This is a genomic window from Moraxella canis (assembly GCF_002014965.1).
Classification (GTDB): Bacteria; Pseudomonadota; Gammaproteobacteria; order Pseudomonadales; family Moraxellaceae; genus Moraxella; species Moraxella canis.
On the sequence record NZ_MUXT01000001.1, the window covers coordinates 195,056 to 211,775 of the forward strand.

Genomic DNA, 16,720 nt, shown 5'->3' on the forward strand with positions numbered 1-16,720 from the left:
CATAAAAAGTCGCCTAGATTTTATACCTCAAAGATGTTAAAATTTTTTAAAACGACATGAAAAATCCATCAGGAAGATGCTAATGACTGTTTCGGCGGTAAATGATCCTGCGTACTGGGAAGCACGCTATTTGGCTAATCAAACCGGCTGGGATGCCAAAAATATCTCCACGCCCCTAAAAGCTTATTTTGATCAGCTCACCGATAAATCTGCCAAAATTCTCATCCCTGGTGCAGGCAATGCTCACGAAGGTGCGTATCTGCACGAGCAAGGATTTGAAAAGGTATTTATTTTGGATTTTGCCAGCCTGCCACTGGAGCAATTCGCCAAACGCCATACTGGTTTTGATTCAGCGCACTTATTGCACCAAGACTTTTTTGAAGCAACAGGACAATACGATTTGATCATTGAGCAAACCTTTTTTTGTGCCATCGATCCCAGTCGCCGCCCTGAATATGCCAAACAAATGCACGAGCTTTTGGCGCCCAAAGGCAAGCTTGTTGGGCTGCTGTTTGGCATTGAGATGCCCGATGGTCCGCCATTTGGCGGCAGCATGGATGAGTATCGCGCGCTTTTTGAGCCCTATTTTGACATTGATGTCATGGCGCCTTGTTATAATTCAATCAAGCCCCGCGCAGGCAAGGAAATTTTTATCAAACTCATTAAAAAAAGCGGCTAAGGCGCCCATTTACCTTGCCTACTGCAGCCATAGTTTGCCATCAAAGGCGCTACTTTGGTGGCAAACTAATCTTATGCTGATCATTTTTAGTCTATTGATAATATTCTGCTCGCCCCCACCAAATGCTTTGTAACTTTCTTTATTTTGTCTTATAATAAGCAGTTTACAAAAATTAGCCAACAGCGAGAGACACCATGACTGAGTCCATCGACTACAAGAACACCCTAAATCTTGCCGACACCGCTTTTGCCATGCGCGGTGATCTTGCCAAGCGCGAGCCGATTTGGTTGGAGCAATGGGAAAAAGATGATGTCTATGGACAGATTCGCAAGGCGCGCCAAGGTCGCAAAACCTATACCCTGCACGATGGACCTCCTTATGCCAACGGTCAGATTCACTTAGGTCATGTGGTCAATAAAGTTTTAAAAGACATCATCGTAAAATATAAAACCTTGGATGGCTACGATGCACCTTATGTGCCTGGCTGGGACTGTCATGGTCTGCCAATCGAGCAAAAAGTCGAAGGCATTCTTGGTAAAGTCGGTCAACAAAAAGACGGTCAAGTGATCAGCGCAAGACAGTTTCGTGGTGCGTGCCGTGAGTATGCCAAGAGCCAAATCGCTCTACAAATGGCTGATTTTAAGCGCTTGGGCGTGCTTGGCGATTGGCAAAATCCTTATCTGACCATGAATTTTCAGCAAGAAGCCGATACCGTGCGCGCTCTTGCCAAGATTTATGAAAACGGTCATATTGTGCGCGGTCTAAAACCTGTCAATTGGTGTCTAGACTGCGGTTCGGCTTTGGCAGAAGCTGAAGTTGAATATGAAGATAAAACCTCTGACGCCATCTATGTGGGCTTTGACATCGTCAATCGTGACGCACTGCCTGCCACGGCTGACATTCAAGGCACGCTTTTGGCAGTGATTTGGACGACGACGCCTTGGACCTTGCCTGCCAACCAAGCCATCAGCGCGCATCCTGAGCTTGACTATGTGATCGTCTCAAGTGGTGAGCGTCACTTTATCTTAGCCAAAGACTTGGTTGAAGCTTTCGCCGAAGCGATCGCATTGGATAATTATCACACTTCTGATACCATCAAAGGTGCACAGCTTGATGTCTTAAAAGCTCAACATCCTTTGATTGCCGAGCGTCAAGTCCCTATCATTTTGGGCGAGCATGTTACTGCCGATAGCGGTACAGGTCTTGTGCACACTGCCCCTGCGCACGGTGTTGATGACTATAACATCGGTCTAAAATATCACCTAAATGTCGACAATCCTGTGGCAGGCAACGGCGTCTACTTGCCTGAAGCCAAAGTATTTGTGGGCGAGCACATTTATAAAGCTCAGCCCAAAATCATCGACACGCTGGCACAGACAGGACACCTGCTTGCTCATAATAAAATTCGCCACAGCTATCCACACTGCTGGCGCCATAAGACACCGATCATCTTTCGGGCGACGCCGCAATGGTTTATCAGTATGCAGGCGCGTGGTTTGCGCGAGCAAGCACTCAATGACATTCCAAAAGTGACTTGGACACCAGCTTGGGGTCAAAATCGTATCGAATCCATGATGAATGGTCGCCCTGATTGGTGCATCAGTCGTCAGCGTACCTGGGGTGTGCCGATTCCATTTTTTATTCATAAAGATTCAGGTGAGCTACATCCACGCACCAGCGAGCTGATGGAGCAAGCCGCCAAGCTGATCGAAGAAGGCGGCGTTGAAGCGTGGTTCGATACCGACGCTGAAGTCTTCATCGGCGCAGATATTGATACTTATAATAAGTGTAATGACACCTTGGATGTGTGGTTTGACTCTGGGGCGACCAACTTTGCTGTCCTAGACCGCCGTGACGAGCTATCTAATCCTGCCGATTTGTATTTAGAAGGCTCTGATCAGCATCGCGGCTGGTTTCAGTCGTCTTTATTGGTTGGTGAGTCCATTTATGGGCGCCCACCTTATAAACAAGTACTGACGCATGGCTTCACGGTCGATGCCAAAGGGCATAAGCTTTCTAAGTCCAAAGGTAATACCAAAGGTTTTGAGCCATCGGACATTGCCAATAAAATGGGCGTGGATATCTTGCGTCTGTGGGTAGGCTCATCCGATTATCGTTATGAGATGGCGGTATCAAAAGAAGGTTTTGATCGCACCACTGATATGTATCGCCGCATTCGTAACACCATCCGATTCTTGCTTGCCAATACGGACGACTTTGATCCTGAAACTGATATGGTTTCAGCTGATGAGCTCATCAGTTTGGATAAATATATCTTGCATCGCACCAAGTCCATCCAAGATGAGATCGTCCGCTCATATACCAACATGGACTTTCACCAAGTCTGCCAAGCGGTGATGGGTTTTTGTTCTCAAGATTTGGGCGGGTTTTATCTTGATATCATCAAAGATCGTACTTACACCACCAAGGCAGATGGCTTGCCGCGTCGTTCGGCTCAGACAGCGCTGTATCACATTGCGCACGCTCTGCTTCGCTGGATTTCGCCAATTTTATCTTTCACCGCTCAAGAAGCTTGGCAAGTGCTCAAAGGCACACAAGGCTACATTTTTACCGCCGAATGGTACGAGCTGCCAAGCTTTAGCATGGATGACATCAGTAGCGAAGATTGGGATCAAGTTGCCTTAGTCAAAGATTTGGTCAATAAATCCATTGAAGATGCGCGCGGCGAGAAAATCGTCAGCAGTAACTTGACCGCCAAAGTCGCCATCACAGCACCACAAGACATCGCCGATATCCTAAATAAGTTTGGTGATGAGCTGCGCTTTGTATTCATCACTTCTGATGCGACGGTTGAGTCAGGCGACGCGCTATCTGCGACCATCACGCCTGCTGATGGCACCAAGTGCGTACGCTGCTGGCATGTGCGCACCGATGTCGGCACACATGCTGACCATCCAGAGATCTGCGGTCGCTGCGTACAGAATTTAGGCGAAGGGGAGGCGCGCTTATATGCCTAATCCACAACCGATTTTGGTTTCAAATGGTAGCAAGGCGATGGGATATTATCTCATCGCCATCGTGGTCTTGGTGATTGATCAGCTCACCAAATATTATTTTAAAACTGCCTTAAATCTTGGTGAGAGCATCGCTGTCATTCCACCTGTGCTTAACTGGACTTTGGCGTATAATTACGGCGCAGCTTTTAGCTTTTTGGCGGATCAAGCCGGTTGGCAAAAATGGTTTTTTGCGATTTTAGGCTTGGTGGTTTCAGGCTACATCATTGTCTATCTAAGAAAAGTCCCAAGAATCGCAAGCACGCTTAGCTTAGGCCTAGCGCTTGTGCTTGGCGGTGCAATTGGTAATGTGATTGACCGTATTTTGCGTGGTCATGTGATTGATTTTATTCATGTGCATTATGCCGATGTGTGGCATTATCCAATTTTTAATATCGCAGATATGGGCATCTGTATCGGCATGGCGATGGTGGTCTATGACATGTTATTTTTAGAAAATAAAAGACAAGTCAGCTAGCATCCGTATCTTTTTGTCTGATTGATCGCCCTGCCAAAGCCAAAAGTAGATTTTGGCTTTGGTGCTTTTAAAGGTGGTTTAAGGCAATTTAGATCATAACGCTTTTGGTATTGCCATAAACACAGATCCAGTTTTGCTCGTGCTTGTCAAACGATACTGTGCTAAAATATTTCAACCTTTGAATCAAAAATCCCAATAAAAACTTATGAATACACCCATTTTACCTAACGAAGAAATCCGCATCACCCAAGGCAGCCGCGTTTCTTTGCATTTTGAGGTCAGTTTGATGAGCGGCGAGGTGATTGACTCTACTTTTCATCGTGATGAACCCGTGATGCTCACCATTGGCGACGAAAGCCTACTTGCAGGATTTGAAAAAGTCTTGATGAACCTAAAAGCAGGCGACACCCGCACAGCAGCACTGCCAGCAGAAGATGCGTTTGGGCAGTGGAATCCTGAGAATGTTCAAACCTTTACGCGCGCACAATTTGCCCTATCCGAGCCCAATCCTGTCGTCGGCATGATGATGGAATTTGCTGACAAAGGTCAAAATTCTTTGGTTGGTGTCATCAGTTCAGTGACCGATGATGAGGTTTTGGTTGATTTTAACCATCCTTTGGCGGGTCAAGAAGTCCTCTTTAAAGTGCAAATTTTTAAGGTCACGCCCCAAGGTCAGACCGCCTTTGAATTAAAATAATGCCGTCAGCTTGATATGACACCTCCATCATGCTTCATCAGAGCCATTAATAAAGTTTAGGAAAATTTGTGCATCAAAACGACCAAATCGCACCACATCTTGATCCAAGCTCAGTCGGTATTGTTGAGCCGCAGACGCTGTTTTTTGACGAACCTTTGACTTTAGAATGCCAAAGAGTGTTGCCCGCCTTTGAGCTTGTGATCGAAACTTATGGCACGCTCAATGCCGATAAATCTAATGCCATTTTAATTTGTCATGCGCTTTCAGGCAGTCATCACGCGGCAGGCTATCATGCTGCTGATGATGCCAAACCAGGCTGGTGGGATAATTTGATCGGAAATGGCAAAGCGATTGATACCTCTAAGTTTTTTGTCGTCTGCTTAAATAATATCGGCTCATGCCATGGCTCAACAGGACCCACCACGATCAATCCCCAAACTGGCAAAATCTACGGCGCTGACTTCCCTTTGATCACCATCAAAGACTGGGTCAAAACCCAAGTCATGCTCTCTGATCGATTGGGTATCCAAAAATGGCACGCTGTCGTCGGCGGCTCTATGGGCGGCATGCAAGCCCTGCAGTGGTCAGTGGACTATCCTGATCGCTTAAGCCGCGCGGTGATCATCGCCAGTACGCCCAAATTATCCGCACAAAACATCGCCTTTAATGAGGTGGCGCGCCAGTCAATCTTATCGGATCCTGATTTTCATGATGGGTGGTATTTAGAGCACGGTACGTATCCGCGGCGCGGTCTGATTTTGGCTCGTATGGTTGGGCACATCACCTACATCACCGAAGATGCCATGAAAGCCAAATTTGGACGCGACTTAAAATCTGGCAAATTTATGTATGGCTATGATGTGGAGTTTCAAGTTGAGAGCTATTTACGCTATCAAGGTGAGCGCTTTAGCAAAAATTTTGATGCCAATACCTATTTATTGATGACTAAGGCGCTTGATTATTTTGATCCGACACGCGGCTATGCACCTGACGGCTTGTCTGATGAAGATGCCCTGAAACTGACCTTGGCGCGTACCCAGTGCCAATTTTTGGTGGTGTCTTTTACGACCGATTGGCGCTTTAGCCCCGAAAGGTCGATCGAATTGGTCGATGCCTTGATTGCCAATCAAAAGCCAGTCAGTTTTGTCAATGTGGACGCCCCGCACGGTCATGATTCTTTTTTATTTGATATTCCTCGCTATAGCGATGCACTCAAAGGCTTTTTATCTGCGCCCGTCATCGAAGCCAATCCTGTCTCAGAGCCCATGAGCCCCACACAAATCTCTAAATTAGCAAGGCAATAAACATGGCTGTATGTCATCTTATCGTCATTGCGCCATCATATAATAAGGATCATGCATGAATAATATTGATCATCAGCTGGCAGGAAAGTGGATTTTGCCCAAATCTCGTGTGCTAGACTTAGGCTGTGGTGATGGCACCTTGCTTGAACACCTCCAAAAAAATCTTGGCGTGACTGGTTATGGGCTTGAGATTGATGAATTTAAAATCAATCAAGCCATTGCCAAGGGCTTAAATATCATTGAGCAAGATCTCAATGAAGGCTTGGCGCGTTTTGCTGATAATAGCTTTGATACGGTCGTCATGGCGCGTGCGCTTCAAGCGGTCAAATCACCCGATCAGCTACTGATTGATATGCTGCGAGTTGCTAAAGAAGGCATTGTCACTTTTCCAAACTTTGCATATTGGCAAAACCGCGTTTATTTGGGCATCAAGGGCATCATGCCGATGAGCGAAACTTTGCCGCATGAGTGGTATAATACGCCCAATATACATTTGTGCACATTTAAGGATTTTGAGCGGCTGTGTGATGACAATAACATTCGCATTCTAGATGCGGTTGCCATCAGCGATAAACCCAATCCCAAGCTGCCTTCGGCGTTATTAAATCGCATGGTCAAGCGCGTGCCAAACTTGCTTGCTGATGTTGCTGTTTATCGCATTGCCAAGAACTAAAAACCTTAAAAAAGTTATTTAAGACTCACCCAATTTTTTAAAATAGTGGTAAAATGTCACTTACAGTTACCTTTTGTTTACTGATTGTTCGTTATAATCACGGTATAATAAATTGTTTAGCTGCGTGATAAGATGCGTGTGGCATATTATCACGCCATACTTTTTTATAGCCGCCTGCCTGCAACAGCCTTTGAGATACGATTGAGCTTTTGCAGGTCTACTTTTAACTCCTTTTTATTCTTTGCCATAGGACAGCGTCATGAAATTGTTTAAAATCGCCCTATTAGCCAGCGTACTAGGCACCACCACCTTAACGTATTCTCTGACCTCTTTGGCTAATAATCGCTTTGAAACAATCGATATCACAACCTTGACTAATCAAGCTGCCAGCGGTGATTATCATGCTCAGTTCTTTCTTGCCAAACGCCTACAAAAAGGCGAAGGTGTCGCCAAAGATGCTGCAAAAGCTGTCTATTGGTACACCCGTGCTGCCGAAAAAAACATCGCTCCAGCCCAGCTAAACCTTGGCATCATGTATCTGCGTGGTGAAGGCGTCAAGGCAGACATGGCAACGGGTCGAGCGTGGCTAGAAAGAGCCGCAAATTTGGGTGATAATCGCGCCAGCTATGCTCTAGCGATGATCGATGAGCAGCAGCAGCGCTTGGTTGATGCTTATAAATGGTATGATCTATCGACTCGTGAAGGGATGCTCGATGATAATGTACGCAATCGCGCCAAAGCCAAAGTCAGCCAACTTGCACTCAATTTATCTTCTAGCGAAATTGAGTCCGCCAAACGCAGTGCCAATGCTTGGTTCTTAAATCAATAATTCAAGCAAATAAAGCCAATCTTTTTGATTGGCTTTTTTATTATTCAAAAAAAGAACACTTAAGCCTAGGCTTAAGTGTTCTGGTGGAGAAATTAAACTTTAACTCAATTAGAAAGTATAATTCACGCCAACACGAAACTCACGACCAGTACCAGGATAAGGTGTAATAGCGGCACGCTGCGAATGTGGGAAATAAAACTTATCTGCAATATTGTTCACCGCAAAGTTTACATTCATCTTATCATTACCATAAGGCTTCCAGTTGGCAAAAGCATCGGTTACGCTATAACCAGGACGAGAGCTGATATCCGCACCTGCTACCACTGCATCATTAGAATCCTCAACAGTGCGATTGCGTACGCCAATTTCTAGATTTGGCTCAGCAAAACGATACGCCAAAGACGCTGTCCAAGTGCGCCCCACAGGAATAGCAAACTCTGGGGTTACTTCATTGGTTGAGCTCAAGAAATATTCAGGATTGCTTTCAGAGACGCCCACACGAGCAGTAAAACCACCTTGGCGATAAGAAGCACCCAATTCATAGCCATGGTTTTTAGAATAACCATCATTCACTGCTTCTTTTTGACCTGCAATACCATGTCTATCCTGCGGATTGACTACCACATCATCTACTTTTTGCCAAAAATACGTACCATCTAGCCCAAAATTACCGTTATTATAATTAAACCCAACCTCGGTATTGCGTGCTTGCTCTGCCTTAATATTTGGATTAATTGAGGTGCGACGAATGCCGACCATCAGAGCATCATACAGCCGAGGGCTGCGCGAGGCATAGTTATGATTAGCGCTTAAACTTAAATTTGGTGTTGCTCGATAAATTAAGCCCAAACTTGGATTTAGATTATCGCCTTTGGCTTTAACCCCATCATTAGCGGTAATATCAAAATGATCATAACGCACCCCACCTGTAATGGTCAGATTCCCCACATCGCTGATCGCCTCAATATAGACGCCTGTATCAGACTTTTCTGGAGTATGGGTCATGATAGATGCGTTCACATTACCAGGCTCAATTTCTTGATGACGGTAATTAACGCCGTATTTAACGACTGTATTATCGCCTACACCGACATCTAAATTTAAATTAGCGCCTTTGGTTTCAATGGTGGTTGAAGTTGGTACTGGGTTTGGATAAACAGCGGTAATATCATTCCAAGTTTTGGCATTTCCAACAGCATAGCCACAATAACCGCAGCCACGGTCATCAACCGAATAGCGCTCATTTTTCATCAAATAAGCATTGGCGGTTAATTTTTCTACAAAACCAAGATCGTTTGCTGTCCATTCAAGGTTGGTGTTGGTGAGCGAGGTTTCACGATAAGCAGGCGCTTGGCGAAGTAAAGTTAAACGACCGCGTGCTAGACTCTCATTAAATGCCGAGAATTCTTCTCGTACCGTACGCACCCCAGCTTGTTCATCCTTTAAATGACTGAGTACAAAGCGATGATTCCCAAAATTCGCTCCTAATTTTGCCAAATAGCTGGTGGTCTCTAGTGCACTATATGGTGCATAGTCACCGCCATCAAGACCATTCTTATAGTCTTTGCCAGGTTTAAAATCATCTTCATCTTTGACATTGTAAGATAACAAAGCATCAAAATTACCCATGCGCCCAAAGACAGTTGCGCCATAATTATGACTGTCATTGCTTGAGTAGCCTAAATTGATTTTTGCGCCGTAATCTTTATCGCCATCTTTAAGCAAATCACTTGCATCTACCGTCTTGGCTACAATGGATCCATTGGTCGCACCAATCCCTGCCGAGGCGCTGCCTGCCCCTTTTTGCACGCTAACAATCTTCACCAAACTTGGGTCTAAAATAAATCTACCTTGATGATATAAAATTTGACTGTCAGAATAAGCGTTATCCACCTTAAAATCTACCGAGTTTTGTCCCATGCCACGAATGGTCAAAAACTGCGAACTACCTGTACCGCCGCCGATATCAATGGCAGGCTCGTTGCTCAATAGCCCACGCATATCTGTCTCGGTACTTTCATCTTTTTCTTGAGTGGTGACCACATTGGTAACTACTTTTGTGCCTTGTCGGTCGCTCGTCACCACTTCTTCAGCCAAAACCACTGTTGGCTCAACGGCATACGCTGCACTTGTACAAGCAGCACTGACTGCCAATGCTAGCGGCAATAATTGAAACTTTTTCATAATAACTCCGATGATGAGATTTTCAGTTCGATTTACTCAATTAAGTTTAATCCCTTGCCAGTCCACTTACTAAAATCAACCAAAACACCGCTAAGAAAGACAAATAAGAAAAAACAGCAAGGTACGAGAAAGGATTTTAGCAAAAAAAATTTTCTTTGTAAATGATAATTATTATTATTTGTTAAAATTAATAGGAATTATTTTTATTTAATTTTATAGAATCAATATTATATGAGTTGTTTTATTCAATAAAAATCGCCCATCAACAGATGAGCGATTTCATATTAATCGAACCAATAAATCAGTTTTGGCGATAGTTTGGTGCTTCTTTGGTAATTTGTACATCATGCACATGAGACTCTTTCATACCTGCTGATGTCACCTTGACAAAGGTGGTATTCTTACGCATCTCTTCGATGGTGCGGCAGCCAGTGTATCCCATAGATGATTTTAGCCCGCCTGCCAACTGACCGATGATGCCAGTGACTGGACCTTTATAAGGCACGCGACCTTCGATACCTTCTGGCACCAGTTTTTCAACACCATCTTTGGCATCCTGAAAATAGCGATCTGATGAGCCATTTTGACCACTCATCGCACCTAAGCTACCCATGCCACGATAGGCTTTGTAGTAGCGACCTTGGAACAGCTCAACCTCACCAGGCGCTTCTTCGGTACCTGCCAATAAGCTACCCACCATGATGCACGACGCACCCGCTGCGATGGCTTTGGCAATATCACCTGAGAAACGAATGCCGCCATCAGCAATCAAAGGAATTTGATCTTTAAGGGCGGTTGCGACACTGTCAATGGCACTAACTTGCGGAACACCGATACCTGCAACGATTCGGGTTGTGCAGATAGAGCCTGGACCGATACCCACTTTGACAGCGTCTGCACCTGCATCTAGCAGCGCCAAGGCAGCATCGCCAGTGGCGATATTTCCGCCAATGACTTGGATGTTTGAGTAGTTTTTCTTAATCCATGCTACGCGGTCGATCACGCCTTTTGAATGACCATGCGCGGTATCTACGATGATCACATCGACTTGCGCATCAATCAAAGCCTCTACGCGAGCTTCGGTATCTGCGCCTGTGCCGACCGCCGCACCTACCAATAGACGACCTTTGCTATCTTTGGCAGCATTTGGGTTGTTTTCTGCTTTAGTAAAGTCATTGACAGTGATTAAGCCTTTGAGCTGATAATCATCATCAATCACCACCACTTTTTCGATACGATGGCGATGTAATAGCTCTTTGATGCGCTCTTGGGTTTCGCCTTCTTTGACAGTCACTAGCTTGTCTTTTGGCGTCATGACATTGGTCACAGGCTGTGACAAATTGGTCTCAAAGCGCAAATCTCGGTGCGTCACAATGCCAACGACTTTATTAGTGCCTGCCTCAACCACTGGTACGCCGCTGATTTTATGCTCGCGAGTCAAAGCAATCAAATCCCCCACCGTAGCATCGGCATTAACGGTGATTGGATCTGCAACCGTCCCAGCCTCAAACTTCTTAACATGACGAACACGGCGTGCCTGATGGGCGATGTCCATGTTCTTATGAATGATCCCCATACCGCCAAGCTGCGCCATAGCGATCGCCATCTTAGATTCGGTCACGGTATCCATCGCCGCAGAAATGATCGGCAAATTTAAATTAATATCTTTGGTTAAGCGAGTGGTTAGGTTGGTTTCTTTTGGAAGGACTTCAGAATAGGCAGGCAAAAGCAAGACATCGTCAAATGTCAAGGCGTCGTAGGCAATGCGTAGCATAGGTTATTTCCTGTATGAGCGCCTAATTGGGCTTTAAATCGAGTGATAAAACACCAAAGGCAGGTTTGAAATAACGCCGTATTGTATCAAATAATTATGACAATTTGCAAGCAGATTTGTAAAATTGTACAGCGTTTTATTTGCTAAAAATTGGAGTATTGAAATAAATTTCTTGGCGCTATCATAAAATTTTGGCATAATAGCAATTTTATCAATCAAAACACATCATGCGCCAATTACTGCCAATCATGCTTGCAAGCACAGTATTCATCAGTGCTTGCAGTACTGCCAATGATTCTGCCCAAAATCATACTAAGATCAATCAGCCTGCCGCCGCCCAAAGCAGTGACGAAGTCGTCAAAGCGCTTCAAGAGCATCTGACCAAGTCAGGGGCTAAAATCACCGCCGTGAGTGCCCTGCCAATAGCGATGCCCGACATTTATTGGGTCAGTTTTGAAGATGCGCCAGCGATGTTTACCAATAAGACGGGCGAGTATCTGATTCAAGGTCAAATTATCAAGCTTGGCGATGGTCAGCCTGTGGATATCACAGCAGAGATTCAGGCTAATCTAGCCAAGGAAAATTTGGCCAAAGTCAGTCTTGATGAGATGATTATTTATCCTGCCAAAGGTGAGCACAAAGCAGCCGTCTATGTCTTTAGCGATCCGACTTGCCACTATTGTCAGCTGTTACACAAAGATATTGACGACATTACCGCAGGCGGCGTAGAAGTACGTTATTTGGCATGGCCACGCGCCGAAAAAGACATTCCGCTGACGCAAGCCATTTGGTGCAGCCAAGATCGACACGCTGCTTTGAGCGCCGCTAAGCTTGGTAATATGATCACTGCCAATGATTGCGACAATCCTGTCCAAAAACACCTAGCGCTTGGGCGCAGTCTAGGCATTTCAGGAACGCCAGCGATTTTTACCGAATCTGGTGAGCATATCGGTGGCTATATACCCGCCAAAGAGCTGATTCAAGCTGCCATCGAGCGCCGATAAGCGCTTGTGTGACACCTTTAAGTTAAATCAGCTAAATTCATCTTCTTGGAATGAAATGGGCAGATTTTGGGCGATAAAATTCGCCCAATTTCGCCAAAAAAGCCTAGCACAAAGCCTCAACTTATGGTAACTTAGGCAACTTATTAAACACTTAAATTAGACGCTTAAATGGGTTGGTGATTTGACCTTCATTTGGCAAGATTGTCTTCTTTATCCAAATCAAACCAAGCAGCGCTTGGATTGATCATTTAACCATTTTTAATTTTTGAATTTTGGCTATGGATTGATTAGCCAAACACTTAAGCAAACATTCCGATCACGGAGCATCTTGTGAATAACACCATTAATCTTGCCGTACTGGGTCTAGGCACTGTCGGCACTGGCGTACTAAATCTCATCAAAGATAACATTAATGAGCTGACTCGTCGCAGCGGTCATCAGCTTGTCGTCACGCACGCGGGCACTCGCCGCCATCGTGATGACATTGATCCAAGCATCCATCAAACTGCAGATCTGATGGCGATTGCAGAAGCTGAAGATGTGGATATTGTCATCGAAGTGATTGGTGGCACAGATGTGGCTTATGAAGTCATCACCCACGCCATCCGCCACAAAAAACACGTGGTCACCGCCAATAAAGCCCTACTTGCCAAACATGGTAACGAAATCTTCAGACTTGCCGAAGAGCATGGCGTACAGGTGCGTTATGAAGCTGCGGTGGCAGGCGGCATTCCGATCATCAAGATCGTTCGTGAAGCATTGGCAGCCAATAAAATTGATTGGCTGACAGGCATCATCAATGGTACAGGCAACTTTATCATGACCGAGATGCAGCAAAAAAATCGGAAATTTGGTGAGGTACTTGCCGAAGCTCAAGCACTGGGCTATGCTGAAGCTGATCCGACTTTTGATGTTGAAGGTATTGATGCGGCACACAAATTATCTCTGCTTGCGTCGATTGCCTTTGGTATTCCTGTGCAGTTTGATAAGGTCTATTGTGAAGGGATTACCAAAATCAGCCTACAGGATGTGATTTATGCCAAAGAACTTGGCTATACCATCAAGCACTTAGGCTTTGCCATTCGCCGCGAGCATGGGATTGAGCTTCGCGTGCACCCTGCTTTGATTCCATCTCAAGCGCTATTAGCCAATGTCAATGGCGTCAAAAATGCGGTGATGATTGACGCCCATCCTTTGGGTCAGTCTTTATACTACGGCGATGGTGCTGGTGCTGGTGCGACAGCATCGGCAGTGGTGGCTGATGTGATGGACTTGATTTATGTGATTGATGCGGCTACCCCAAGCGATGTGCCGCACCTAGCATTCATCCCTGAAGAGCTGTCCGACATTGGTATTTTACCAAGTGATGAGATGACTTCTGGCTTTTACTTACGCCTGACCGTCAAAGATGAAGTGGGCGTTTTGGCGGATACGACGCGCATTTTGAGTGATAACGGCATTAATATTGATGCCATCTTGCAGCGCGACGCCCATAAGTCGGGACTGGTGCCGATCATCATTTTGACATTGCCCGTCCTTGAAAAGCAAATGAACACCGCCATCAGCCAGATTGAGGCGCTGGGTGCGGTGGTTGAACCTGTCGTGCGCATTCGCTTAGAAAGCTTAGAATGACTAAAAATAGTAAAACAAAAAAGGATGGTAAATACCGTCCTTTTTTGTTGCCAAAAAGATCAATCTACACTGATATAATCAATCAAACAAAAGCTGTCATATCGCTATTTTTGGTCTTTCATGATACACTTAGCTCATTATGTTTGATGATGAAACGATATGAATAGCCAAGAGATATTAAAACAAATTCACCAAACCAAATTCTTGCTTTCGGCGCCGACTTTTAAGCTGTGCCCTGAAGACATGGGCTTTGAAGTGGCGTTCGCTGGTCGCTCAAATGCTGGCAAATCCTCAGCCATCAATACCATTACTCATCAAAAACAGCTTGCCCGCTCATCAAAGACGCCCGGGCGCACTCAGATGATTAATTTTTTTACCGTCGGCGATGAGCAAGCGCGTATTGTGGATTTGCCAGGCTATGGCTATGCTGCTGTGCCCGAGAGCATGAAAATCAAATGGCAAAAAGAGCTTGAAGAATATTTGGTATCCCGCCAATCCTTAGTAGGACTGGTTTTGATGACCGACATTCGCCATCCGCTTAAATATTTTGATGAGCAAATGCTGCACTGGGCAAAAGATGGCGGACTGCCTGTGCATGTTCTACTGACAAAGGCAGATAAGCTCAAACGCGGCGCACAAAAGGCGGCGCTACTATCCACCAAAAAACAATTAGAGGCGCTGGAGCTGCCCTTTAGCATTCAGCTGTTTTCTGCGCTTAAAAAAGAAGGTGTCGATGATCTTGCCAAAGTGCTTGGTGAGTGGCTGCACTTGACCGATCAAAGTCAGCAAGATCATGATGTTATCCTAAACACCCAAGATCAGAAGCAGCCCGAGGTCGGTTCATGATGGGCAAATTATACCTCGTCAGCACACCGATCGGTAATTTGTCAGACATGACAGAGCGTGCGATCACCACCCTAAAATCTGTGGATATCATCGCCTGTGAAGACACTCGCACCTCCGCCAAGCTGCTTAAACATTTTAATATCACCACGCCAACAAGCGCCTATCATGAGCATAATGCCGACGCCCAAACACAGCGGCTCATCGAGAAACTCAGCACCGGTCAATCCATCGCCCTGATCAGCGATGCAGGTACGCCGCTCATCTCCGATCCTGGATATCGCTTGGTCAAGGCAGCTCACGAACATGGCATCGATGTGATTCCCATTGTAGGCGCGTGTGCGGTGATCGCTGCCCTGTCGGCAGCAGGACTGCCTTCAGACCGATTTACTTTTGCAGGATTTTTGCCTGCCAAGTCACATGGTCGCCTAAAAGCACTGGAAGCTTGGCGCGATCGCACAGAGACATTGATATTTTATGAAGCGCCGCATCGCATCATCGAGAGCCTAAGCGACATGGTGTCAGTCTTTGGGGCAAGTCGTGAAGCGACACTTTGCCGCGAGCTGACCAAGACCTTTGAAACCATCAAAAAGCTCCCCCTTGACGAGCTGCTGCAATTTGTTCAAAATGACAGCAATCAACAAAAAGGTGAGATTGTTTTGGTGGTAGCAGGCTGTGATGATGCAGCACACCAAAGCACAGACTATGATCAGTGGCTACTTGCCATCGCCAAAGAATTGCCACCAAAAAAGGCTGCCGGCGTGGTCGCTGATGTGCTTAATCTCAAAAAATCAGATATTTATGACAGATTACTCACCCTTCAAAATCAACAAAAATCCATTTAAATGACCAAAAGGAGCACCAGATGAATTTAAAAGACTCTCTATCAGAAGCCATCAAATCCGCTATGAAAGCTCGTGAGATGGACGTGGTTAAAATCCTGCGCAATGTCCAAGCAGCGATCAAAAAAGTAGAAATTGACAGCCAAACAACTTTGGGTGATAAAGCAGTGCTTGAGCTATTACAAAAGCAAATCAAACAGCGCCAAGAATCGCTTGATATTTATGAAGCGAATGGTCGAGATGATTTGGCCGCCAAAGAAAAATTTGAGATTGAAGTGATTGGGCAATTTCTTCCAGCACAGCTTGATGAAGCGGCGCTGAATGATATCATCATTGCGACCATTACCGAGCTTGAAGCTGATAGCATGAAAGACATGGGACGCGTGATGAATGCGGTCAAAGAAAAGACCGTCGGTCAAGCTGATCCTGCGGTCATTTCAGGATTGGTTAAAAAGGCGTTGTCCGCCTAATCAAACACCCCAATCAAAAGCGCGCCAACAGGTGCGCTTACTTATTCCAAATCTTTTTATATTTTTGGATAAGTTCATCTTCTGATTCGATACGGTCAGGGTCTTTGATGATACAATCAATCGGACAGACCTTATCACAAGTAGGCTCGTCATAAAAGCCGACGCATTCGGTGCATAAATCAGGGTCGATGACATAGGTTTTTTGACCTTTTTGGTCATAGCTGATGGCATCATTGGGGCATTCAGGCTCACAAATGTCGCAATTGATACAGTCGGTGGTGATTTTTAGTGCCATAG

15 protein-coding genes are annotated in these 16,720 nt (G+C 45.4%); 12 read left to right on the forward strand and 3 right to left on the reverse strand.

Features of this window, described 5'->3' with window-relative positions; genetic code table 11:
• Positions 1-82: 82 nt before the first annotated feature.
• The 7 genes from B0180_RS00875 to B0180_RS00905 all read left to right on the forward strand — a co-directional run bounded on the left by B0180_RS00875 (position 83) and on the right by B0180_RS00905 (position 7,674).
• Positions 83-679, forward strand: coding sequence for a class I SAM-dependent methyltransferase (locus tag B0180_RS00875; RefSeq protein WP_078255247.1), 597 nt, complete (start codon positions 83-85; stop codon positions 677-679).
• A 194-nt stretch (positions 680-873) separates the two neighbouring features.
• Complete coding sequence (gene ileS, locus B0180_RS00880; protein ID WP_078255248.1) at positions 874-3,657, forward strand: isoleucine--tRNA ligase; 2,784 nt, start codon at positions 874-876, stop codon at positions 3,655-3,657.
• Complete coding sequence (gene lspA, locus B0180_RS00885) at positions 3,650-4,171, forward strand: signal peptidase II (protein WP_049236427.1); 522 nt, start codon at positions 3,650-3,652, stop codon at positions 4,169-4,171. Before ileS ends, lspA begins: the two co-directional genes overlap by 8 nt.
• A 205-nt stretch (positions 4,172-4,376) precedes the next feature.
• Positions 4,377-4,868, forward strand: a complete 492-nt coding sequence (locus tag B0180_RS00890; RefSeq protein ID WP_078255249.1) for an FKBP-type peptidyl-prolyl cis-trans isomerase — start codon at positions 4,377-4,379, stop codon at positions 4,866-4,868.
• Positions 4,869-4,936: 68 nt separating this feature from the next.
• A complete protein-coding gene (gene metX, locus B0180_RS00895; protein ID WP_078255250.1) occupies positions 4,937-6,172 on the forward strand; it encodes a homoserine O-succinyltransferase MetX in 1,236 nt (411 codons plus the stop codon).
• A gap of 55 nt (positions 6,173-6,227) precedes the next feature.
• Positions 6,228-6,845, forward strand: a complete 618-nt coding sequence (gene metW / locus B0180_RS00900) for a methionine biosynthesis protein MetW (RefSeq protein WP_078255251.1) — start codon at positions 6,228-6,230, stop codon at positions 6,843-6,845.
• 259 nt (positions 6,846-7,104) lie between these two features.
• On the forward strand, positions 7,105-7,674 hold the full coding sequence (locus B0180_RS00905) for a tetratricopeptide repeat protein (RefSeq protein WP_049236434.1): 570 nt from the start codon (positions 7,105-7,107) through the stop codon (positions 7,672-7,674).
• Between the two features lie 108 nt (positions 7,675-7,782).
• Here B0180_RS00905 and B0180_RS00910 read toward each other — a convergent pair whose 3' ends face one another.
• Together B0180_RS00910 and guaB are read right to left on the reverse strand one after the other, a co-directional pair.
• Positions 7,783-9,858, reverse strand: coding sequence for a TonB-dependent siderophore receptor (locus B0180_RS00910; protein ID WP_078255252.1), 2,076 nt, complete (start codon positions 9,856-9,858; stop codon positions 7,783-7,785).
• Positions 9,859-10,159: 301 nt separating this feature from the next.
• Positions 10,160-11,632, reverse strand: coding sequence for an IMP dehydrogenase (gene guaB, locus B0180_RS00915; RefSeq protein WP_049236437.1), 1,473 nt, complete (start codon positions 11,630-11,632; stop codon positions 10,160-10,162).
• Between the two features lie 227 nt (positions 11,633-11,859).
• On the opposite strand from guaB, the gene B0180_RS00920 reads away from it, so the two are divergent.
• From B0180_RS00920 to B0180_RS00940, 5 genes are all read left to right on the forward strand, one after another.
• Positions 11,860-12,636 carry a DsbC family protein gene (locus tag B0180_RS00920; RefSeq protein WP_078255253.1) on the forward strand — a complete coding sequence of 259 codons (777 nt, stop codon included), beginning with the start codon at positions 11,860-11,862 and terminating at the stop codon, positions 12,634-12,636.
• Positions 12,637-12,966: 330 nt separating this feature from the next.
• On the forward strand, positions 12,967-14,268 hold the full coding sequence (locus tag B0180_RS00925; protein ID WP_049236440.1) for a homoserine dehydrogenase: 1,302 nt from the start codon (positions 12,967-12,969) through the stop codon (positions 14,266-14,268).
• Between the two features lie 159 nt (positions 14,269-14,427).
• Positions 14,428-15,114, forward strand: coding sequence for a ribosome biogenesis GTP-binding protein YihA/YsxC (yihA, locus tag B0180_RS00930; RefSeq protein ID WP_078255254.1), 687 nt, complete (start codon positions 14,428-14,430; stop codon positions 15,112-15,114).
• Positions 15,111-15,956, forward strand: coding sequence for a 16S rRNA (cytidine(1402)-2'-O)-methyltransferase (rsmI, locus tag B0180_RS00935; RefSeq protein WP_078255255.1), 846 nt, complete (start codon positions 15,111-15,113; stop codon positions 15,954-15,956). Before yihA ends, rsmI begins: the two co-directional genes overlap by 4 nt.
• Positions 15,957-15,976: 20 nt before the next feature.
• On the forward strand, positions 15,977-16,423 hold the full coding sequence (locus B0180_RS00940; RefSeq protein WP_078255256.1) for a GatB/YqeY domain-containing protein: 447 nt from the start codon (positions 15,977-15,979) through the stop codon (positions 16,421-16,423).
• Between the two features lie 37 nt (positions 16,424-16,460).
• Here the strand turns inward: B0180_RS00940 and B0180_RS00945 are convergent, their stop codons facing one another.
• Positions 16,461-16,718, reverse strand: coding sequence for a YfhL family 4Fe-4S dicluster ferredoxin (locus B0180_RS00945; protein ID WP_078255257.1), 258 nt, complete (start codon positions 16,716-16,718; stop codon positions 16,461-16,463).
• Positions 16,719-16,720 lie beyond the last annotated feature (2 nt).

Excerpts from the sequence above, each read along its gene's own strand:
- B0180_RS00875 (WP_078255247.1), top strand. The coding sequence starts at position 83 with ATGACTGTTTCGGCGGTAAATGATCCTGCGTACTGGGAAGCACGCTAT.
- ileS (WP_078255248.1), top strand. The coding sequence starts at position 874 with ATGACTGAGTCCATCGACTACAAGAACACCCTAAATCTTGCCGACACC.
- lspA (WP_049236427.1), top strand. The coding sequence starts at position 3,650 with ATGCCTAATCCACAACCGATTTTGGTTTCAAATGGTAGCAAGGCGATG.
- B0180_RS00890 (WP_078255249.1), top strand. The coding sequence starts at position 4,377 with ATGAATACACCCATTTTACCTAACGAAGAAATCCGCATCACCCAAGGC.
- metW (WP_078255251.1), top strand. The coding sequence starts at position 6,228 with ATGAATAATATTGATCATCAGCTGGCAGGAAAGTGGATTTTGCCCAAA.
- B0180_RS00905 (WP_049236434.1), top strand. The coding sequence starts at position 7,105 with ATGAAATTGTTTAAAATCGCCCTATTAGCCAGCGTACTAGGCACCACC.
- B0180_RS00910 (WP_078255252.1), bottom strand. The coding sequence starts at position 9,858 with ATGAAAAAGTTTCAATTATTGCCGCTAGCATTGGCAGTCAGTGCTGCT.
- guaB (WP_049236437.1), bottom strand. The coding sequence starts at position 11,632 with ATGCTACGCATTGCCTACGACGCCTTGACATTTGACGATGTCTTGCTT.
- B0180_RS00920 (WP_078255253.1), top strand. The coding sequence starts at position 11,860 with ATGCGCCAATTACTGCCAATCATGCTTGCAAGCACAGTATTCATCAGT.
- yihA (WP_078255254.1), top strand. The coding sequence starts at position 14,428 with ATGAATAGCCAAGAGATATTAAAACAAATTCACCAAACCAAATTCTTG.
- rsmI (WP_078255255.1), top strand. The coding sequence starts at position 15,111 with ATGATGGGCAAATTATACCTCGTCAGCACACCGATCGGTAATTTGTCA.
- B0180_RS00940 (WP_078255256.1), top strand. The coding sequence starts at position 15,977 with ATGAATTTAAAAGACTCTCTATCAGAAGCCATCAAATCCGCTATGAAA.
- B0180_RS00945 (WP_078255257.1), bottom strand. The coding sequence starts at position 16,718 with ATGGCACTAAAAATCACCACCGACTGTATCAATTGCGACATTTGTGAG.